General features: G+C 36.9%; 15 protein-coding genes. 13 read left to right on the plus strand and 2 right to left on the minus strand.

The genetic code is table 11. The features are described from left to right. The first annotated feature begins 42 nt into the window (after window positions 1-42). From RRY75_RS04215 to RRY75_RS04260, 10 genes are all read left to right on the plus strand, one after another. Window positions 43-1,398 (plus strand): extracellular solute-binding protein, encoded by a 1,356-nt coding sequence (locus tag RRY75_RS04215; RefSeq protein ID WP_332494186.1) that lies wholly within the window; start codon window positions 43-45, stop codon window positions 1,396-1,398. A 202-nt stretch (window positions 1,399-1,600) separates the two neighbouring features. Then, a complete protein-coding gene (locus RRY75_RS04220) occupies window positions 1,601-2,581 on the plus strand; it encodes a DHH family phosphoesterase (RefSeq protein ID WP_332494187.1) in 981 nt (326 codons plus the stop codon). A 340-nt stretch (window positions 2,582-2,921) separates the two neighbouring features. After that, window positions 2,922-3,761, plus strand: coding sequence for a MurR/RpiR family transcriptional regulator (locus RRY75_RS04225; protein WP_332494527.1), 840 nt, complete (start codon window positions 2,922-2,924; stop codon window positions 3,759-3,761). A 10-nt stretch (window positions 3,762-3,771) separates the two neighbouring features. Then, complete coding sequence (locus RRY75_RS04230) at window positions 3,772-4,824, plus strand: MupG family TIM beta-alpha barrel fold protein (RefSeq protein WP_332494529.1); 1,053 nt, start codon at window positions 3,772-3,774, stop codon at window positions 4,822-4,824. 139 nt (window positions 4,825-4,963) lie between these two features. Further along, window positions 4,964-6,943 carry a penicillin binding protein PBP4B gene (gene pbp4b, locus RRY75_RS04235; RefSeq protein ID WP_332494530.1) on the plus strand — a complete coding sequence of 660 codons (1,980 nt, stop codon included), beginning with the start codon at window positions 4,964-4,966 and terminating at the stop codon, window positions 6,941-6,943. A gap of 48 nt (window positions 6,944-6,991) precedes the next feature. Continuing rightward, the gene (murQ, locus tag RRY75_RS04240) at window positions 6,992-7,891 is read left to right on the plus strand and encodes an N-acetylmuramic acid 6-phosphate etherase (RefSeq protein WP_332494532.1); all 900 of its coding nucleotides are present in this window, start codon (window positions 6,992-6,994) and stop codon (window positions 7,889-7,891) included. Window positions 7,892-7,953: 62 nt separating this feature from the next. After that, window positions 7,954-9,375, plus strand: coding sequence for a PTS transporter subunit EIIC (locus RRY75_RS04245; RefSeq protein ID WP_332527844.1), 1,422 nt, complete (start codon window positions 7,954-7,956; stop codon window positions 9,373-9,375). Between the two features lie 693 nt (window positions 9,376-10,068). Next, entirely contained in the window at window positions 10,069-11,022 is a 954-nt protein-coding gene (locus RRY75_RS04250) for an ABC transporter substrate-binding protein (RefSeq protein ID WP_332494076.1), read from the plus strand. A gap of 42 nt (window positions 11,023-11,064) precedes the next feature. Then, complete coding sequence (locus RRY75_RS04255; protein WP_332494077.1) at window positions 11,065-12,021, plus strand: ABC transporter permease; 957 nt, start codon at window positions 11,065-11,067, stop codon at window positions 12,019-12,021. Next, window positions 11,999-12,796: an ABC transporter ATP-binding protein gene (locus RRY75_RS04260; RefSeq protein ID WP_332494079.1), complete on the plus strand. Its 798-nt coding sequence runs from the start codon at window positions 11,999-12,001 to the stop codon at window positions 12,794-12,796. Before RRY75_RS04255 ends, RRY75_RS04260 begins: the two co-directional genes overlap by 23 nt. Here the strand turns inward: RRY75_RS04260 and RRY75_RS04265 are convergent. Next, complete coding sequence (locus RRY75_RS04265) at window positions 12,789-14,285, minus strand: sensor histidine kinase (protein ID WP_332528180.1); 1,497 nt, start codon at window positions 14,283-14,285, stop codon at window positions 12,789-12,791. The two genes, RRY75_RS04260 and RRY75_RS04265, sit on opposite strands and share 8 nt — an antisense overlap. Then, the gene (locus RRY75_RS04270) at window positions 14,266-14,961 is read right to left on the minus strand and encodes a response regulator transcription factor (RefSeq protein ID WP_332527842.1); all 696 of its coding nucleotides are present in this window, start codon (window positions 14,959-14,961) and stop codon (window positions 14,266-14,268) included. The genes RRY75_RS04265 and RRY75_RS04270 overlap by 20 nt, the downstream gene beginning before the upstream one ends. Before the next feature lie 127 nt (window positions 14,962-15,088). On the opposite strand from RRY75_RS04270, the gene RRY75_RS04275 reads away from it, so the two are divergent. The 3 genes from RRY75_RS04275 to RRY75_RS04285 all read left to right on the plus strand — a co-directional run bounded on the left by RRY75_RS04275 (window position 15,089) and on the right by RRY75_RS04285 (window position 18,647). After that, complete coding sequence (locus RRY75_RS04275) at window positions 15,089-15,376, plus strand: hypothetical protein (RefSeq protein WP_332494083.1); 288 nt, start codon at window positions 15,089-15,091, stop codon at window positions 15,374-15,376. A gap of 194 nt (window positions 15,377-15,570) precedes the next feature. Next, window positions 15,571-16,272: an ABC transporter ATP-binding protein gene (locus RRY75_RS04280; RefSeq protein WP_332527841.1), complete on the plus strand. Its 702-nt coding sequence runs from the start codon at window positions 15,571-15,573 to the stop codon at window positions 16,270-16,272. Beyond that, window positions 16,263-18,647, plus strand: coding sequence for an ABC transporter permease (locus tag RRY75_RS04285; RefSeq protein ID WP_332494086.1), 2,385 nt, complete (start codon window positions 16,263-16,265; stop codon window positions 18,645-18,647). The genes RRY75_RS04280 and RRY75_RS04285 overlap by 10 nt, the downstream gene beginning before the upstream one ends. Window positions 18,648-18,761 lie beyond the last annotated feature (114 nt).

Here is an 18,761-nt window from a genome sequence, read left to right on the forward strand (position 1 = left end):
TATAAATAGCATTTAAACTAATATTATTATGAGGTGAAACAAATGAAAAGAAAAGTATTCGCATCTGCTATGGCAGCACTTATGACTGCATCTGCATTAGTAGGATGTTCAAGTGGAACAAATCCAGACGCTGGAAATACAGGAACAGCACCAGTTGTTGTAGAATTACCAGAGATGACAGGACCTGTAACAGTAGAGTTATGGCACTATATGTCAGGTAAACAACAAGAAACACTTCAAGCAATTGTTGATGAGTTCAATGCAACAAATGATATGAACATTACAGTAAGTGCTATACCACAAGGTAAAGTAAATGATATGAATAAAAAAGTAATTGCTGCATCACAATCAAATACGTTGCCAGCAATTATTAATGTCTATCCTGACCTTGCAACAGGGTTAATTAATGAAGGTAAAATTTATGATATGGGTGCATTCGCTGCTCATCCAGAAGTAGGTATTTTACCAGACCTTCAAAATGATTTTGTTGAAGCATTCATTAGTGAAGTAGCTCAATGGGAAGAGGGCAAACTTTATGGTATGCCAATGACAAAATCAACAGAAGTTATTTATGTAAATAAAACTTTACTTGAAAAAATCGGTTACACTGTAGAAGATATTCAAGGTATGACAATGGAAAAATTAGCAGAAGTATCAAAAGCATCTAAAGAACAACTTGGTATCCCAGGATTCGGATTTGATAGTGGTTCAAATGGATTTATATCAACACTTAAAGAAGAGGGTATGAACTTCGTAGAACTTGATGGAACAATCAATGTTGACAACGAATGGGTTAGAACATATATGGACTTCTACAAAGAACAAGTTCAAAATGGTTACTTCCGTACACCAGGTGAAGACGGTTTCTTATCTGGACCATTCTCCAATCAACAAATGTTAATGTACCAAGGTTCATCTGCAGGTGCATCATTCATTGATACAAATGGTCAATTCGAACTTGTGGCTGTAGAACCAGCATACTTCGAAGGTAAAGATAAAGCAGTTATCCAACAAGGTGGCTCATTATTTATCACAAATGATGTTTCTTTACAAGAACAATATGGAGCATATGAATTTATTAAATTTGCTACAAACACAGAAAACACAGCAAAATTTGCAGCAGCAACAGGATATCTTCCAGTTCGTAAATCAGCAGCACAAACAGAAACGATTACAAGTATCTTAGCTGATCCTAATGCAGCATTTGCAACAGTATACCCAGTAGCACAACTTGCATTACAATATGCTTACTACACACCAGCTATTAACAATGCTCAATCTGCACGTAACACCATTCAAGAAAAATTTGAAGCATACGTAACAGGTAACATTGCAGATATGGATACATTCATTCAAGAGTCTGTATCAGAAGTTGGTACATCAATCCAAAGACAATAGTCTTTCATAAAAGTTTAATTGTAGAGGGGTTGTCCGAAGGGACAACTCCTTTATTGAGTAAGAAAGCAAATACTTCCTTATTGAATAATAAACTTTTATAATAGGCATAACATGATTAGGATGCCCTTAATGATACATAGCTTAAAGCTAGCAGAAGAAACTTAAGTGAAGATGGATATAATAGAATATAGGAGAAATCAATATGAATAAGACACTTATCGAAGAGATTATTAATAAAATTGAAGCATATGATACAATAGCACTTTATAGACATGTCTATCCAGACCCAGATTCTTATGGTGCACAAGTAGCACTTAAAAATATGATTGAAGAAAGTTTCCCGGGAAAAAAGGTATATTTAATGGGTAAGCATAATCCAGACTTAGCTTATATTGGTGTAATGGATGACCCAAGTCAAGTGAATATTAACAAGGATTGTTTAGCAATCTTATTAGATATAGGCGATGCACATCGTGTAGATGATCAAAGTTATTCAGAGTGTGGCTATGTGATTAAGATTGACCATCACCATTCATTTGGTGAAGAGTTTGCAAACCTTGCTTGGGTAGATATTAATTATCCAGCTACGAGCCTTATGCTCTTAGATTTATTCTTAGAATGTGACAAGCGCTTACAGATTAATAAAGTAGCAAGAGAAGCACTTTATATTGGCATTGTAGCTGATACGGGACGATTTGTATATTTAGAGAATCCAACTAATGTGTTTAAGAAGATGGAGCATTTAACATATGACTTAAATACAAAACCTCTCTATGCTGCTTTCTATAAACGTAAAATGAATGCAGTTAAGTTTATGGGATACATTTATAGTAACTTTGAAGTACGTGAAAATGGTGTAGCCGTTCTAAAAATTCCAAAAGAGATTATTGAGCAATATGAAATGGATTATATGGTAGCAGCTAGAATGGTCAATACACTTCAAGATATTGAAGGCGTGATTAACTGGCACTTCTTTGCAGAAGTACCTACAACAGGAAAGATTATGTGCGAGTTCCGTTCAATTGGGCCACGTGTCAATGAAATTGCAGCTAAGTATGGTGGTGGGGGGCACTTCTTAGCAGGTGGTGCTACTATAGACAGCTGGGATACTGTGGAATCTATTATTCAAGACTTTGAAGCAAACTGTGGTGCTTATTTAGCTGATTATAAAGAAAGTAAATAGAAAATAGCATAAGTTGTTATTGCGAAATGCATAAAAGGTTATACAAAAAGTAGATAAAGCAATTGATAAGAGAGCGGGATATAAAACTAATGTAACAATTAGTCTTATATTCCGCTCTCTTATTTTAGCTGATAGAGGTGAATTAGAGCAGCGGTATTTTTTGTGTATAGGAGAAATACCGCTATGATCCTCATAGATAATAAAAAATTATAAAGATAAAAGTACATCGAGATAAAATAAAATTGAATATTTTGTACAACTATATAAATGTATAAGTTACTTTAGTATAATTAGAGTTAACAAATAGAATGACCATTTGAAACAATCATAAGGAGCCATCATGAAACCAGTACGGACTAGGTTAAAAGAGTATAAAAGACTTGCAAGTGATAGTGAAAAAGAACTCATTGAATATATTCAAAATCATATGGACCAAGTAGTGAAAATGAGTGTGCATGAGTTGGCTAAAGAAGCTTATACCTCTGCATCCACAGTCATACGATTGGTCAAAAAAATTGGATTCAAGGGCTTTAAAGAATTTAAGCAAGATTTAATTGCAGAAATTACATTGAGGGAAAGTACAAAAATACCTGAACAAAATGAGTTGACCAAGGAGGAAAAAAGTAAGGACATCATAGATAAAATTACATATAGACATATTATCTCTATTGAAGAGACAAAGAGCCTCATAGACCTAGAAGTATTTGAAACGTGTATTAAGCTCCTAACGCAGGCAGAACAAATCTATATCTTTGGCATAGGGGCCTCTTTTCTAGCAGCAAAAGATTTGCAGCAGAAAATGATGCGTGTAGGGAAGTTAAGTCTAGCCTTTGAAGACTATCACTTGCAAATTTTGCAAGCACGTAACATGAAGCCCCATGATTTAGCCATAGTATTTAGCTATTCAGGACAAACCGAGGAGATGGTGAAGTGTAGTGAACAAATTAAAGAAGTAGGGGCTACACTTATATCTATTACTCGCTTTGGACAATCTAAAGTAGCCACATTGGCGGACCATAATCTGTATATTGCATCTAATGAACCTTTGAGAAGAAGTGGGGCAATGACATCTAGACTTGCACAATTGTGTATGGTAGACATGCTTTATTTAGCATATATTAATCATAGTTATGACCAAGCCTATCGAAACATAGGGAAAACACAGTTAGAAAAGGAATAGGGGAGAAAAGATGAGCTATTTGGGTTATTCAGTGTATATATCTACTTTTCCACAACAAAAAGCTTTTTTAGCAACACTCAAAAATAAGGAGACTTATATTTTCACTTCATTGCATATAGCAGAGGAAATGAATGAGGCGTATGTGCAACAGGCGACAGACATGTTAGTGTGGTTGAATGAACAGGGATTCAAAGTAATAGGAGATGTTTCAAAAAGAACTTTAGAATTATTCAAGGAAGCAGATATAGTCAAGTTAGCGAGGCGACTTGAACTTTATATGATTCGAATAGATTACGGATTTAATGATGAAGAGATGATGGCGTTAGCTAAGTCATTTCCAATTGTATTTAATGCATCTACAGTAGATAGTGCTTTAGCACAAAAATTAAAACAAGTTTCAAAAGATATTTTTGCTATTCATAACTACTACCCTAGAGAATACACAGGCCTATCTTCTAAACAATTTACAGCCATTAATCAGAGGTTACAACAAGAGTTCATCCAAGTCTTTGGATTCATCCCTAATCATAAGAAAAGTAGAGGGCCTATTTATCAAGGACTTCCAACTGTAGAAAGTGAACGCTATTTGCCTACTGCAGTGAGTTACTTTGAGATGAGCCTTGGGATGGCTATGGACAACATTTTACTATCAGACTTAGCCTTAGAGCCTTTAGACCAACAAATGATAGAAGTGTATGAAACTACCCATATAGTGAGCTTGCCGTGTATGCTCGAGAAGTCATTTGAATCCTTATATGAGCAAGTCTTTACCATTAGAATAGATTCACCGGAATGTGCCTATCGTTTGCAAGAGTCTAGAGAATTTGCAACACAAGGGACACTCATAGAACCTATAAATTGCTTAGAACGTATAGTTGGAAGTATTACTTGCGACAATAGGCACTATGGAAGATATTCTGGAGAAATTCAAGTTATAAGAGAGGCGCTACCTAGGGATTATAGAGTGAATGTAATAGGTAAGGTTGTACAAGAGTATGTGAAGCTAACGGAAATTATTAAAAATGGCCAAAAGATTAAACTGATAAAATATGAAATCAGTTAATTAAGATATCAAAATTGATACTAAAATAGGAAAAATTATCCATATTATGCAACAATGTACCTTGATGTAGGTAAAATATTGAAACAAATATACAAGGTGTGTATGATGAAGCTATAAAGGTTGAAAGAGGGGAAGTTATATGAGGAAAAGTATACTTACTAAAGGGGTAGCATGCACACTTGTTTTTACAGCTATGCTAGGAGCTACACCTCTTTATGCAGCTTCACAATCTATAAAGGTAGATACAGTAGATATTAACCCCACTAATGGACAGATTGCCAATGTAGTCATACCAGAAAGAGGAAGTTCTTCTGCAACTATTATTAACAATCGAGAAACTTTTAAAGCCTATGCAGGACAAGGTGAAATTTATTTAACCCTTAATCAAGTAGAAAGTATGAAAGTTTTTGTTAATGGTGTTCAAATTGATTTATCTAAGCATTTAGATAAGGATGTAACTAAAACAATCAAAGTAGATATATCCCACCTTGTGAAGAATGGAGATAATACTTTGCAAATTTCTGAGGTTCAGCCAGTAAGTGCAACCATAGAAATAGATGTACCCTATCCAACACTTAGAGAGGGAACACCAGAAAGTGTTGGTGTAGATGGAAAAGTATTTGATACGATTGATGCTATTTTAGAAGCAGAGATAAAGGCAGGAGGTATTCCAGGAGGGCAACTTCTTGTTGCTAAAGATGGTGTCATTATAAAGGATACAGCTTATGGAACTGTCAAGGCTTATGATCAAAATGGAAAAGTTAAAGATAAAGTAGCTGTTACGACAGATACTTTATATGATTTAGCCTCAAATACAAAGATGTATGCAGCTAATTATGCAATTCAAAGGTTAGTATACGAAGGGAAATTAAATATCGGTGATAAAATAGCTACGGTTATTCCAGGATTCGATGCGTTTGATAAAGATAAAACTCAGTTGACCATTAAGCACTTATTAACGCATACGGGTGGCTTTATTCCAGATCCTCAATATCATAATGAAAATTACCTACATCCCATTCAAGTACAAGGTGAGACAATTAATCTTTTAGATAAAAATGAAGATAAAATCAATGATGTGTATACCCAAGATGCTAATCAAATCTTAGAGATGATTAAAAAAACACCTTTGGAATATACACCAGGTACAAAGAATGTATATTCAGACGTAGATTACATGTTGCTTGGACTTATTGTAGAGGAAGTATCAGGGCAAAGTATAGATACCTATTGCCAAGAGCAGCTTTATAAACCATTAGGTTTAATACACACTGTATTTAATCCTTTACAAAATGGATTTGAAAAAGAACAGACAGCAGCTACAGAGTTGTTCGGAAACACAAGAGAAGGGCATATTCAATTTAGTAATATTAGGACAGAAGTAGTACAAGGAGAAGTCCATGATGAAAAGGCATTTTATGCAATGGGTGGAATCTCTGGACACGCAGGATTATTTAGTAATGCAAGAGATTTAGCAGTCATTATGCAGGTTATGATTAATGGAGGCGGATATGGTCAGGTAATGTTGTTTGATCAAAAAACCATTGATACTTTTACAACACCATCAGCTACAAATGACACCTATGGTTTAGGATGGAGAAGACAAGGTAATGGTGGCTACGCTTGGTCATTTGGAGAACAAGCACCTGATGCTACAATTGGTCATACCGGTTGGACAGGAACAGCAACAAGTATTGATATGAAGAATGACTTATTAATTGTATGGCTTTCTAATACTAAAAATACACCGATAGCAGATACCAATAAAAGTCTAAATCGCATGGAGGGGGATGCCTTCCAATTTGACGCAGCAGGTACGCTAAGTACTTTAGTGTATGAAGGTATAGTAGGAACAACAGAGGAAGCATTAGCAGAATCTCTTTTGCAAATGTCCTTAGACCGAAGTAGTATGTTAGGTGAGGCAATAGAGGCTAATAGTAACTGTACAGAAGCTGATTATAAGGCAACAGCTGCATTGGTAGATGTATTGGTGACTCAGGCTGAAGCTAGTGGAAAAGATCAAAAGGAACGTAAAGAAAGGGCAGAAAAAGCCTATGATGCCTTGCCAGAGCATGAGTTAAAAATACAGCTTAGGAAGAGATTAGATAAGCTGAAATAAGGTACGAAAGCTTTAAAAGAGATTCAGAGAGAAAGTGAGGCATACAAGATGATACAACTAGCAGGTATGACAACGGAAACACGCAATCTTAAGACACTAGAATTAGATGCGATGTCAACACGAGAAATTTTAGAGGTAATGAACGAAGAAGATGCAGCTGTACCTGTGGCTATAGCCCAGGAATTAGAGCACATTGAAAAGGCTGTAGCGCTTATTTCCAATTCGTTAGAAAGTGGTGGAAGGCTCATCTATGTAGGGGCAGGAACAAGTGGGCGTATTGGTCTATTAGATGCAGTAGAATGCCCACCTACTTTTGGGACTCATCCAGATCAAGTAGTTGGTTTGATAGCTGGAGGACATCAAGCTTTTATAAAAGCAGTGGAAGGTGCTGAAGATAGTAGGACGTTAGGAATTGCAGACTTACAAGCCATTCACTTAAGTACAAATGACACTGTTGTAGGGATTGCGGCAAGTGGGCGCACACCGTATGTCATAGGTGCACTTGAATATGCCAATGAAGTAGGGGCTCATACGGTAGCTATAGCCTGTAATAAAGGGTCAGCAGTAGGAAAAGTAGCACAAGTAGCTATAGAAGTAGTGCCAGGTCCAGAGGTTTTGACAGGTTCTACAAGACTCAAATCAGGAACAGCACAAAAGTTAGTAGCGAATATGCTCTCAACAGTATCTATGGTGCGAATTGGTAAGGTGTACAAAAATCTAATGGTGGATGTACAACAGACCAATGAGAAACTACGTGTACGTGCAGAAAATATAGTGACGGAAGCAACATCTTGTGAGAGGGAAGCGGCAAGAGTGTATTTAGAGGCAGCAGGAGGAAGTGTAAAGCTTGCAATTACAATGATTCTATTAAATTGTGATAAGGAGCAGGCCACTAAGCAGTTAGAACAGGCTAAAGGACACATTAGAGAGGCTATAAAACATTCATAAAATCAATACTTGTACGTAAGTATGTAAAGAGGGAAGTCTATTTAATTTGAGGAGAGTGGATTATGACGAACAATGAATTAGTAGCACAAATAGTTGAGAAACTAGGGGGAGTCACTAATATTGTAACAGAAGCGAACTGCATGACTAGACTACGTATTGATGTGAAAAGTATGAAACAAGTAGATGTAGAAGCTATCAAAAGGATTCAAGGTGTTTTAGGTGTTGTAACAGAAGGGCAAAACCTTCAAATCATAGTAGGACCAGGAAAAGCAAAAAAGTGTGAAGAAATTTTGCGTGTAGAGTTTATGGGAGGCAAAGCACCACAAATAGGTGACTGGGAAGCCAATAAACAGGCTATGAAAGGTAAGCAACAAGGGAATAAATTAAAGAGTGCCCTAAAGACAATTGGTGAGATCTTTATCCCACTGATTCCAGCAGTTATTGCTGCAGGTATTTTTAACGGATTTTCAGGACTTATTACAAATTTACAAAGTGGGGGTACGCTCCCTGTTAATCAAGTATGGGATACCTTAAGGTTATTCTTATCTTTAATGGGAGGCGGATTCCTCGGTTATTTCGCAATCTTTACGGGTATTAATGCTGCCCAGAAGTTTGGTGCAACACCTGCTCTTGGAGGTATGATTGGTGCCATGTCCATTATGCCAGCAGTAGATGAAATTTCTAAAATACTGGGCCTATTTAACGAGGACTCACCACTTAATTCAATTTTGAGAAATGGTAAGGGTGGCGTTATTGGTGTTATTCTAGGTGTATATATTTTAGCCAAAATTGAAAAAGCTGTACGTAAAAAAGTACCAGATGTACTAGACCTTATTTTAACGCCAATCATTACATTAATCATAACAACACTTGTTTTCTTATTTATTATTATGCCAGTATCAGGCATTGCATCAGATTGGCTCATTGCAGGACTTAATGTATTAATTAACTCAACGAACCCTATTATTAGTTTGATTTCAGGATATGTATTAGCAGCATTATTCTTACCAATGGTACTTTTAGGGCTTCATCATGGATTGATCCCTATTTATGCGATTCAGTTAGAAGCACTTGGTGGAGTAACTTTATTCCCTGTTCTAGCTATGGCAGGTGCAGGTCAAGTAGGTGCAGCAATTGCTATTTACTTAAAAGCTAAAAAAGTTAATAATGAAAGAATTAAACAAGTTATTGCTGGTGCACTTCCAGCTGGAATATTAGGTATTGGTGAACCGCTTATCTATGGTGTAACCCTTCCAATGGGTAAACCTTTTATTACAGCAGGTCTGGGGGCAGGATTTGGTGGTGCCTATGTTATGCTAACAAAAGTAATGGCTACAGCTTGGGGACCATCAGGCATTGTAGCGATTCCACTTATGCAACCAGCATCTATGCTTAACTTCTTTATAGGTATCCTTATTTCCTATGTGGGTGGATTTATTATTACTCAGCTCTTTATTAAAGAACAAGACGTTAGAAATGTATAACAAAGGGGACTGTAGATACAGTCCCTTTTTAGGGTATTACATATTGCTAGATTATGTAATACTCTATATGAACCTAAAATAAGTATAAAAATAAATATAATAAATTATAAAATTTATTTTGACATTTTTTAAAAGTCAGCGTATACTATTGTATAAATAAGAATGAAACCTGTGATAAGGAGATAAAACCTTTAGCGCACTTACAGAGAGTTAGGGAGGCTGGGAACCTAGCAGAAAGCGGAACGGACAAATGGACCTTTGAGGGCGTAGTGAAAAGCGTAAGCTTAGTAGCATACGACGCTGTGACTAGCGTTACGAAGTCAAGAATGTGATGGCATTCTATTGAGCTGGGCTTATTTCGTGTAAGCCAAACAAGGTGGTACCGCAGATACAACATCTGTCCTTGCATAAGGATAGGTGTTTTTTTATTTGCCCAAAAAAGGAGGCTGATTCGTATGTTGTGAACGTTAGATGAGAGTCACTGGGATAAGGGCAGGGTGTTAACGCGTTAAAAAAGTAATGAAAATATAAACGCCCTCCCTCATTTCAACGTGACCGTAAAGTAGAAGATTAAGAAAATGCAATAACATAGCAAATGTAGTATGCAAAATGTTAGGCATGTGAAGGTCAAAGTTTTCAAGTTAAGTTAAACAATAAAACACAACGTAAAGTTGAAATAGGGAGGATTTAAAAATGAAAAAATTATTTGGTTTAGTATTAGGTACAATGATGAGTTTAAGTGTATTCACAGGGTGTGGTACACAAGATGATCGGATTACAGTGGGGCTTGTACAATTAGTAGAACATACCAGCTTAGACATGATACGTGAAAGTCTTGTAGCTGAGTTAGAAGCAAGAGGGTATGACGACTCTAAAGTGAAGATAGATTATCAAAATGCACAAGGTGACCAATCTAACTTAAATTCTATTTGTAAGAAGTTTGTAGGCGACCAAGTAGATACAATAGTAGCCATTGCAACCCCATCCGCTCAAGCAGCTGTAGCAGCTACAACGGATATTCCAATTATTTTCTCAGCTGTAACAGACCCTGTAGCAGCAAATTTAGTAAGCGACTTAAATAAGCCAAGTGGCAACATTACAGGAACTTCAGATGCTATACCTGTCGATCAAGTTTTTGAACTATGCAATGAACTTACACCAGAAGTTAAAAAAATTGGTTTTTTATATACAGCAAGTGAAGTCAACTCTCAATCTGTTATAGAACAAGCAAAGAAATTTGCACCTGAATATGGCTTTACATTTGAAGAGATGACGATTACAAATACTTCAGAACTACAACAAGCAGCTTATAGCTTAGCTGGAAAGGTAGATGCTATTTACACACCGATTGATAATAATATTGCATCAGCTATGACACTCCTTTCAGAAGTAGGAAAAGAAAGTAAGATTCCAGTATATGTGGGCGCAGACTCTATGGTTATGGATGGAGCCTATGCAACAGTAGGAATCAACTATGAAGAACTAGGGAAGCAAACAGCAGATATGGTGATTCAAGTATTAGAAGGCACACCAATTAGTGAGATGCCAGTTGAAACACTAAACAACTTCGAAAAAGTTATTAATAAGACGACAGCCAATAAGATTGGTGCACCAGACCACGTTGAAGGCGCAATCATTGTAGAATAAAGAAAATATAAGATAGATGAAACATCTAGAGAGGGGATTAAGATGAGCCTATATACGCTTACATCATGTTTAGAACTAGGACTTTTGTATGGACTTTTAGCATTAGGAATTTATATTTCTTATCGTATATTAAATATTGCGGATTTGACAGTAGACGGTAGCTTTACATTAGGAGCCGCAGTGTCTGTAATGGGAGCGACTTTGGGGCATCCATACTTGGGTATTTTACTGGGGGTAGGAGCTGGTGCCTTAGCAGGTGTTGTAACGGCTTTATTACAAACAAAGTTACGTGTGCAACCTATTCTTGCAGGGATACTCACAATGACAGGGCTTTATACAATCAATATAAGTGTCATGGGGGGAAAACCTAATTTAGCCCTTGCCAATGTAGAAACTTTATTTTCGCAGACCAACAGTATACTCGGAAAACAATGGAGAGGGACAGTGGTTGGACTTATTATTAGTGTTGTCATCATTGCAGGGATTGTTATGTTTCTCCATACTCAAGTAGGGCTTTCCATTCGCGCAACAGGTGATAACGAGGAGATGGTGAGCGCGTCATCTATTAATGTAGACTTTACAAAAATACTAGGGCTTGCTATGGCCAATGGGTTAGTTGGATTATCAGGTGCATTGGTTGGTCAAAATCAAGGATTTGCCGACTCTAACATGGGTGTTGGAATGGTAGTAGCAGGGCTTGCCTCTTTGATTATTGGTGAGATTATATTTGGGACGTTGTTTGAGCTCATCTTTAAGAAACGTACTATTTTGATGCATGTGATTGCAGTACTACTAGGTTCTGTAGCATATCGTACAATTATCGCATTAGCGCTTGAACTGAACTTATCAGCTTCTAGTATGAAACTGATTTCAGCGATTATTATTACATTGGCTATATCCTATCCAGTGATTAAAGAGTCCATTACCTTTAATAGACGCAAGAGAATCCACCAAGCAAATAGAAAGGAGGAGAACCATGTTAACACTCAAACACATTAATAAGACATTTCACCCAGGAACAGTTAATGAGCGCGTGGTGCTTAAGGCTATCGATCTGCATCTAGAAGCTGGGGACTTTGTTACAGTAATAGGCTCTAATGGGGCAGGGAAATCTACTTTATTTAATATGATATCTGGTAACTTTTTAGCAGATAGTGGAAGTATTACCCTAGATGGCGTAGACCTAACCTTTATGAAAGAGTATAAAAGAGCAGCCTATATTGGAAGACTTTTTCAAGATCCACTTAAAGGGACAGCGCCTACTATGACCATAGAAGAGAACTTAGCACTTGCTTATATGCGTACGGTAGGACGTAAGGCAGGATTTGGAATGAGCAAGAAAGACCGGGAATTCTTTAGAGAAAAATTAGTACAGTTAGACTTGGGACTTGAAGAGCGTATGAAGACTAAGATGGGTCTACTTTCAGGAGGCCAAAGGCAAGCTGTAACCTTGATGATGAGTACACTTGTTACACCTAAGCTACTTCTTTTAGATGAACATACAGCTGCCTTAGACCCTGCTACTGGGGATAAAGTATTGGCAATCACTAAGGAGATTGTGCAAAAAGATAGCATAACGACCATGATGATTACCCATAATATCCAATCAGCACTAGAGCTTGGAAATCGTACAATTATGATGGACAATGGTCGCATTATCCTTGATATTAAAGGAAAAGAGCGAGAAGGTATGACTGTAGAGAAACTATTAGAATGCTTCAAGAAAGAAAGTCATAAGGCTCTTGATAATGATAGGATGTTACTGGCTAAGTAGAGGAGTCAGTATGAAAATCAGGTAAAAGTGTAAGAGTGAAGGTAGTTCCTTCATTCAACCCACTTTCCACATCTACATTAATCTTTAACAGTCGGAGTAAGTTTTTGGCAATGGCAAGGCCAAGCCCGCTACTTTTAGAAGTATCTCTTGCAGCATTCACCTTATAGAATCTATCCCAAATAAAAGGAAGGGCATCTGAAGAAATACCAATGCCTGTATCAGAAATTTTTAGGATAACAGGACACGGTTTGTGAGTATCTGTAGATGAAACTGGCTGAGTGAAAAGTGTAAGGTCTATGGAGCCCCCAGCGGGCGTATAGTTTAGGGCGTTACTGAGTAAGATGATAAGAATCTGACGTAAGCGCATATAGTCTGTGTGCACAGGGAAGTCTAGAGGCTCAATAGAGTTGGTTAGGGTTAGGCCTTTAGCATGAGCTAATTGACGGATACTACGTAGGGCATCGCTTATAACTTCAGGAAGGTATAAGGGCTCAATGTAAAGTTTAATTTGGTCTTGTTGCAAACGTGATAAATCCAGTAAGTCTGTTACAAGATGCTCTAAAATAAGTGTTTCATTTAAAATGTTTTGGTAGCTTTCGTGAGCATTAGTAGTAGCACCATCTAGGAGACTTTCAGCATTACCTTTAATCACAGTAAGCGGTGTGCGAAACTCATGAGAAACATTAGCAACAAAGTCTTGGCGCACTTGTTCTAGCTTTTCACTTTCTACTTTGGCAACTTCCAATTTGCTAGCTAAATCATTGAGTGCATTAGACAAATCACCTACTTCATCAGCTCTTTTAAGGTCGGAGTGCACACGGTAGTTCCCTCGAGTAAGTTCTAAGGCAGTACCTTGAATTTGACGAATAGAACTAGTAAAGCAAATGGCATAAATGCGGCAGATGACAAAGATTAATACGGCAGATATAAGTGCACCAACTACAAGGGAGCGGAAAGCCTTCAAAATAGGACCATTTACAGCTTCAATAGGTGCATGAAGTAAGATAGCGCCTACCACTTGTCCAGCGCTTTGGATAGGAATACCAATAGAAAGGGTATCACCAGAGTAAAAGGCCTTATTCGCATAAGAGATAACCTCTTCACCTTGTAGCACTTGGTCAATGAAGTTTAAATCATAGCCTTTTAAGACACACTTTTCGTGTGAAGTATCCTGTGCCTTATTATGGCATGTAGATGAGGCTATTAGGTTTTCTTGATGAGAAATGAGAGGTGTAGCCCCTGTGCGCAAAATCCAGACTCTGGCATTTAAAAGGTGGTCATAAATTTCAACTGTATTTTGAGTATAGCCTTGCTCGTATTGACCTTCTAACTCATAAGCATAGGAAAGTAGCGTCGTCACCTTGTCATCTCTATAAGATTTATAAAAGATACGAATAGCAAAAACTGCAGTAACAAGAGAAGATAAGATTGTTAAAAGGGTGATGCCTACAATAAGCTTAGAGGCTAATTTAGTTTGATATCGTTTCAAGTGTATAACCTACTCCCCAAATGGTTTTAATATGCCAAGGACTATCTTCATCTAGATTAAGTTTATGTCGGAGGCGTTTCATATGGGTATCTACTGTACGCATATCTCCATAGTAATCATATCCCCATACTAAATCTAAAAGCTCATCTCTTGTAAAGACGCGGTTAGGATGAGATGCAAGCACCCACAATAGGTCAATTTCTTTTTTTGTAAGGTTAAGTTGTGCTGTTCCAATTGTAACTTGATAAGTTTCTAGATTGAGTGACAAATTATGAAGCGTGAGATGTTGCTTGGTAGAAGGTTCTGATAAGGGGACAACACGTCTTAAGACGGCATGAATTCTTGCAATCACTTCTTTAGGACTAAAAGGCTTAACGATATAGTCATCTGCCCCATAGTCAAGACCAAGAATTTTGTCACCTTCCTCACCTTTTGCAGTCAGCATAATAATGGGAATGCTAGAAGCTTGACGTATAGTCTGGAGTACGGCATAACCATCTTTTTTAGGCATCATAATGTCAAGCAGTATAAGTTGAATGGGAAAAGCATTAAATTTGCGTAAGGCTTCTTCACCATCAGAAGCAATAATAGGGAAAAATCCATTTTGAAGTAAATAAGTTTCTAAAATAGATGTAATTTCTTTGTGGTCATCAGCGATGAGTATAAATTTATCCATAAAAATCCTTTCTGAATACTAAATGTCTATAAAGGTAGTATAGGGGAAAGTTGTGACATACTTTTGTCAAATTTAGTGTCTATACTTTATTTTATCAATGAATAGGTAAACAAGAAAGGATGAAAAAATGAAAAAGACATTTTTATTAGGGATTGTAGTAGGTGCATTAGCACTCAATACTTTTGGATTATTTGCATCAGAAGGAGAAGCAACGATTCCTACGGATAATAATTTTTACAACAGATGTAGCATAGCATGTCCTAAAGAAGAACCTTGTATAGGTGATTGCTCTCAAGACGTAGAATGTGTAGAAAGTGGATGTAACCAAGGTGGTTGTGGGATAGAAGGTAACAATAATGACTGTAGACAAGGCAATAGACTTCAAAATGGACAAATGAGAAGACGTGGTTGTTAAAACGAATAAAGCAAAAAGAAGCTCATGGCACTCATCAAAGCCATGAGCTTCTTTTTATTTGTGAAACAGAATAAGTGTAGTAATTTTTCTGAAGAATGATTACAATAATAAGATGGAAGCATATAATTTAAGACATTGTTGAATGAATAGTTGCAGTAATAAAGTGAATAAAAAGGACCTATGGGGGTGACAAGATGGGGATTGTGTTAAAGCAAGTGTGTAAGGTGTATCAATCGGGGGAAGTAGAGACTCATGCTTTAAAAGATGTAGACTTAACCATTCAAGAAGGAGAGGTATTAATCGTGCTAGGGGCAAGTGGCAGTGGGAAAAGTACTTTACTCAATGTGATGAGTGGGTTAGATTCCCCAACTTCAGGAGAAATGTACTACAATGACTTAAAGCTACATACTTTAGACCAAAAGGGACTCACTAAGTTCAGGAGACAATACTTGGGCTTTATTTTCCAACAATACAACTTACTTCAGAACTTAACAGTAAGAGAAAACATAGAAATGGGTGCAGCACTTAGTAAGCAGGCACTAGCTATTGACGAAGTGATTGAAGCCGTAGGACTTACAGATAAGGCCAATAAGTATCCCTACCAGCTTTCAGGAGGAGAACAACAGCGTGTAGCCATTGCAAGGAGTGTGGTTAAGAACCCAGCCGTTCTATTTTGTGATGAACCTACAGGGGCCTTGGATGAACAGACAGCGTGCCAAGTGCTTGAACTACTAGAAAAGATGAATGACTTATATCATACGACCCTTGTTATTATCACCCACAATCCTGGTATTGCATTGATGGGAGACCGAATTATTAAAATGAATTCAGGATTTGTGCACACAATTCGAGAAAATGGGGATAAGAAGAGAGTGAGGGAAATTAAGTGGGGATAAAATACTTATGCCGCAATACGCTACGCACCTTTTGGAAGAAAAAAACACAACTTTTTTGCATAGGCATTATTATTATGCTCAGCGCATTGTTGTATACGATGATGTACTACACTATGGATAGTATGACCTTAGGAATCGAAAAACTTGCACAAGCTGCTAACCAAGAAGACTTTTCGGTAGAAGTACTCAATGCTATTTTGCCCAGTGAAAGAGGACAAATTCCAAAAGAAAAGCAGGCAGAGTATGCCACTTATCAACTGACTGATTTAAAGCGTATAGACTACAAGCTTTATGAGGGTATCTTAAAGTCTAGAATGAAAGCGTTCACAAAAGTTTATCCAGACTATAACTTAGAAGTTAGAAGCTATAAGGATGTGAATTTTACATATGGACAAGGGAAGCATACCATTCGTCTATTTAAGGATGGAAAAGATATTAATAAGACCTATCTTATAAAGGGAAGGATGCCAGAAACATCTAATGAAATTGCTATAGCTGAAATCTATGGCAAAAAGAATAATTTGGTATTTGGAGATAGTTTAATACTTGGTGGAAAACCTTATACGTTAACAGGATATGTACTATTTGCGGATATGAACTTACCTATGCTAGGCAGTGATTTTATTATTGATAATGGGAAAATCACTTTAGGCACGTTGAAAGATAGTGCTTATGAACGGATACAAGGAGAAGAACATTTTTATTTTGCAGGTAAGGCAATAGAGCCAAAAGCTATGGAAACCTTTAAAGAAGACGTAGAAGATGATTATAAAAATCATGATACACTCAAGTTTGTGACAGGCGTTGTAGCAACGAAAAACCAAATGCGCAGTGGTGCAATCTATGAGGAGCTTCGAACAGGGAAGGCTGCAACCCTTGGAATTAGTATCATTATTGCAGCTATTGCAGTTATGATTGTAGGCATCTTAGTTTCTAAGATCTTAAGAAATGAAAAGACACAAATAGGTGTCTTAAAGGCATTGGGCTATCACTCCTGGGAAATTGCTATGCCTTATTTATTACTTTTACTCGTTATTGGAATTCCTATGCTACTTATAGGCTATGGGATAGGGGTATATGGTGCGGGCCCGATGAAAGACTTTTATCTGGAGTTTTATTTGTTACTCAATGAGCCTATTACAACGAATGCTTATGTTTTTATCACGGCAGTGCTTGTACCACTAGGTTTTATACTGGGATTATCTTTTTTTATGATTTGGAGGATGCTTGGAAAAGAAACCATTCAATTGCTCAAAGTAGGCGATAAGGAAAAAATGACAAGACTAGGAAAACTCATTGGAAAAGCACTTTCTAAGACAAAAGCTCAGACAAAATTTAAGTATACCTTTATCTTTAAAAATACAGGTAAATTTATTGTCTTCTTTTGGGGGATTACTTTTTCATCTATGTTGATTCTACTAGGCTTTATGATGAATGGAATGTTTGATAAGATGACGGTTGAATACTACAACCAAGTAGATTACCAATATGAGGGCTATCTAGACTATGCCAAGCCTAAACCTAAAGTAAAAACGGGGCAAGAAAAGTTTTTAACAGTAGGAAATGTCTTTTATGAGCAAGAACCCATTAGTGTAAAGGGACTTGAAAAAGACAATGTACTGCATAAACTTATAGATAAAAAGGGGAAGGATATGACCTCTCTTTTAGCAGATGGATTTATTGTAAATCAAAGCTTTGCAACTACTTATGGTATCAAAAAAGGCGATACACTGACCCTTCAGATAGAGGATAGACTGTATGTCCATAAAGTGATGGGTATAGCTAATAGTTATGGAGACAATACGGTTTATTGTGAAATAGAAGACTTGAGTAGGGCGCTCACTAAAAATAAATCGAAGAAGCTTTATACAGGGATTTATAGCAAGGAAGCTTTAGATGAGAAGATGTTTATGACGGTGGTTGATAAGCAAGGTATGATGGAGCAGACGGAACTTATGCAGGGATTCATTCAAGTGGCCATGTATGCTATGTTTGGCTCAGCTATTGTAATGTCTAGCTTAATCTTATATGTCTTGACCACTTTAACAGTAGAAGATAACTATTATAATATTTCACTGCTCAAGGTGATGGGCTATAGCTCAAGGGAAGTGAATCAGATGATTCTTAATAGTTACTTGGTATATGCTATTTTAACTTATATCATTAGTATTCCGATGACTTGGGTTGGCGTGCAGGCGATGGTGATTTACTTTAGTAGTGCCTTTGACTTTGTTATGCCTTTAGAACTAGAGGGTTGGCACTGTATAGTAGGACTAGGAATTATTCTCGTTATTTTCTTAGTGGGTACGTGGGCAGCTAAGCGTCACATTGAAAAAGTATCATTACAAGAAGCCCTTAAAGCCTATAGAGAATAACACCGAGTTAAAGAAATAAGCAAAATTTATAGCCCATATAATGAGATTATATAGTCACGTAAAAAGGGTGTCATTAAAAGAAATAAAGGGGGTATGAGATGGGAGCAATAAGGA

The organism is Niameybacter sp., assembly GCF_036655075.1.
GTDB lineage: Bacteria > Bacillota > Clostridia > Lachnospirales > Cellulosilyticaceae > Holtiella.

Excerpts from the sequence above, each read along its gene's own strand:
- RRY75_RS04275 (WP_332494083.1), top strand. The coding sequence starts at position 15,089 with ATGAAAAAGACATTTTTATTAGGGATTGTAGTAGGTGCATTAGCACTC.
- pbp4b (WP_332494530.1), top strand. The coding sequence starts at position 4,964 with ATGAGGAAAAGTATACTTACTAAAGGGGTAGCATGCACACTTGTTTTT.
- RRY75_RS04255 (WP_332494077.1), top strand. The coding sequence starts at position 11,065 with ATGAGCCTATATACGCTTACATCATGTTTAGAACTAGGACTTTTGTAT.
- RRY75_RS04230 (WP_332494529.1), top strand. The coding sequence starts at position 3,772 with ATGAGCTATTTGGGTTATTCAGTGTATATATCTACTTTTCCACAACAA.
- murQ (WP_332494532.1), top strand. The coding sequence starts at position 6,992 with ATGATACAACTAGCAGGTATGACAACGGAAACACGCAATCTTAAGACA.
- RRY75_RS04245 (WP_332527844.1), top strand. The coding sequence starts at position 7,954 with ATGACGAACAATGAATTAGTAGCACAAATAGTTGAGAAACTAGGGGGA.
- RRY75_RS04260 (WP_332494079.1), top strand. The coding sequence starts at position 11,999 with ATGTTAACACTCAAACACATTAATAAGACATTTCACCCAGGAACAGTT.
- RRY75_RS04250 (WP_332494076.1), top strand. The coding sequence starts at position 10,069 with ATGAAAAAATTATTTGGTTTAGTATTAGGTACAATGATGAGTTTAAGT.
- RRY75_RS04280 (WP_332527841.1), top strand. The coding sequence starts at position 15,571 with ATGGGGATTGTGTTAAAGCAAGTGTGTAAGGTGTATCAATCGGGGGAA.
- RRY75_RS04225 (WP_332494527.1), top strand. The coding sequence starts at position 2,922 with ATGAAACCAGTACGGACTAGGTTAAAAGAGTATAAAAGACTTGCAAGT.
- RRY75_RS04270 (WP_332527842.1), bottom strand. The coding sequence starts at position 14,961 with ATGGATAAATTTATACTCATCGCTGATGACCACAAAGAAATTACATCT.
- RRY75_RS04220 (WP_332494187.1), top strand. The coding sequence starts at position 1,601 with ATGAATAAGACACTTATCGAAGAGATTATTAATAAAATTGAAGCATAT.
- RRY75_RS04215 (WP_332494186.1), top strand. The coding sequence starts at position 43 with ATGAAAAGAAAAGTATTCGCATCTGCTATGGCAGCACTTATGACTGCA.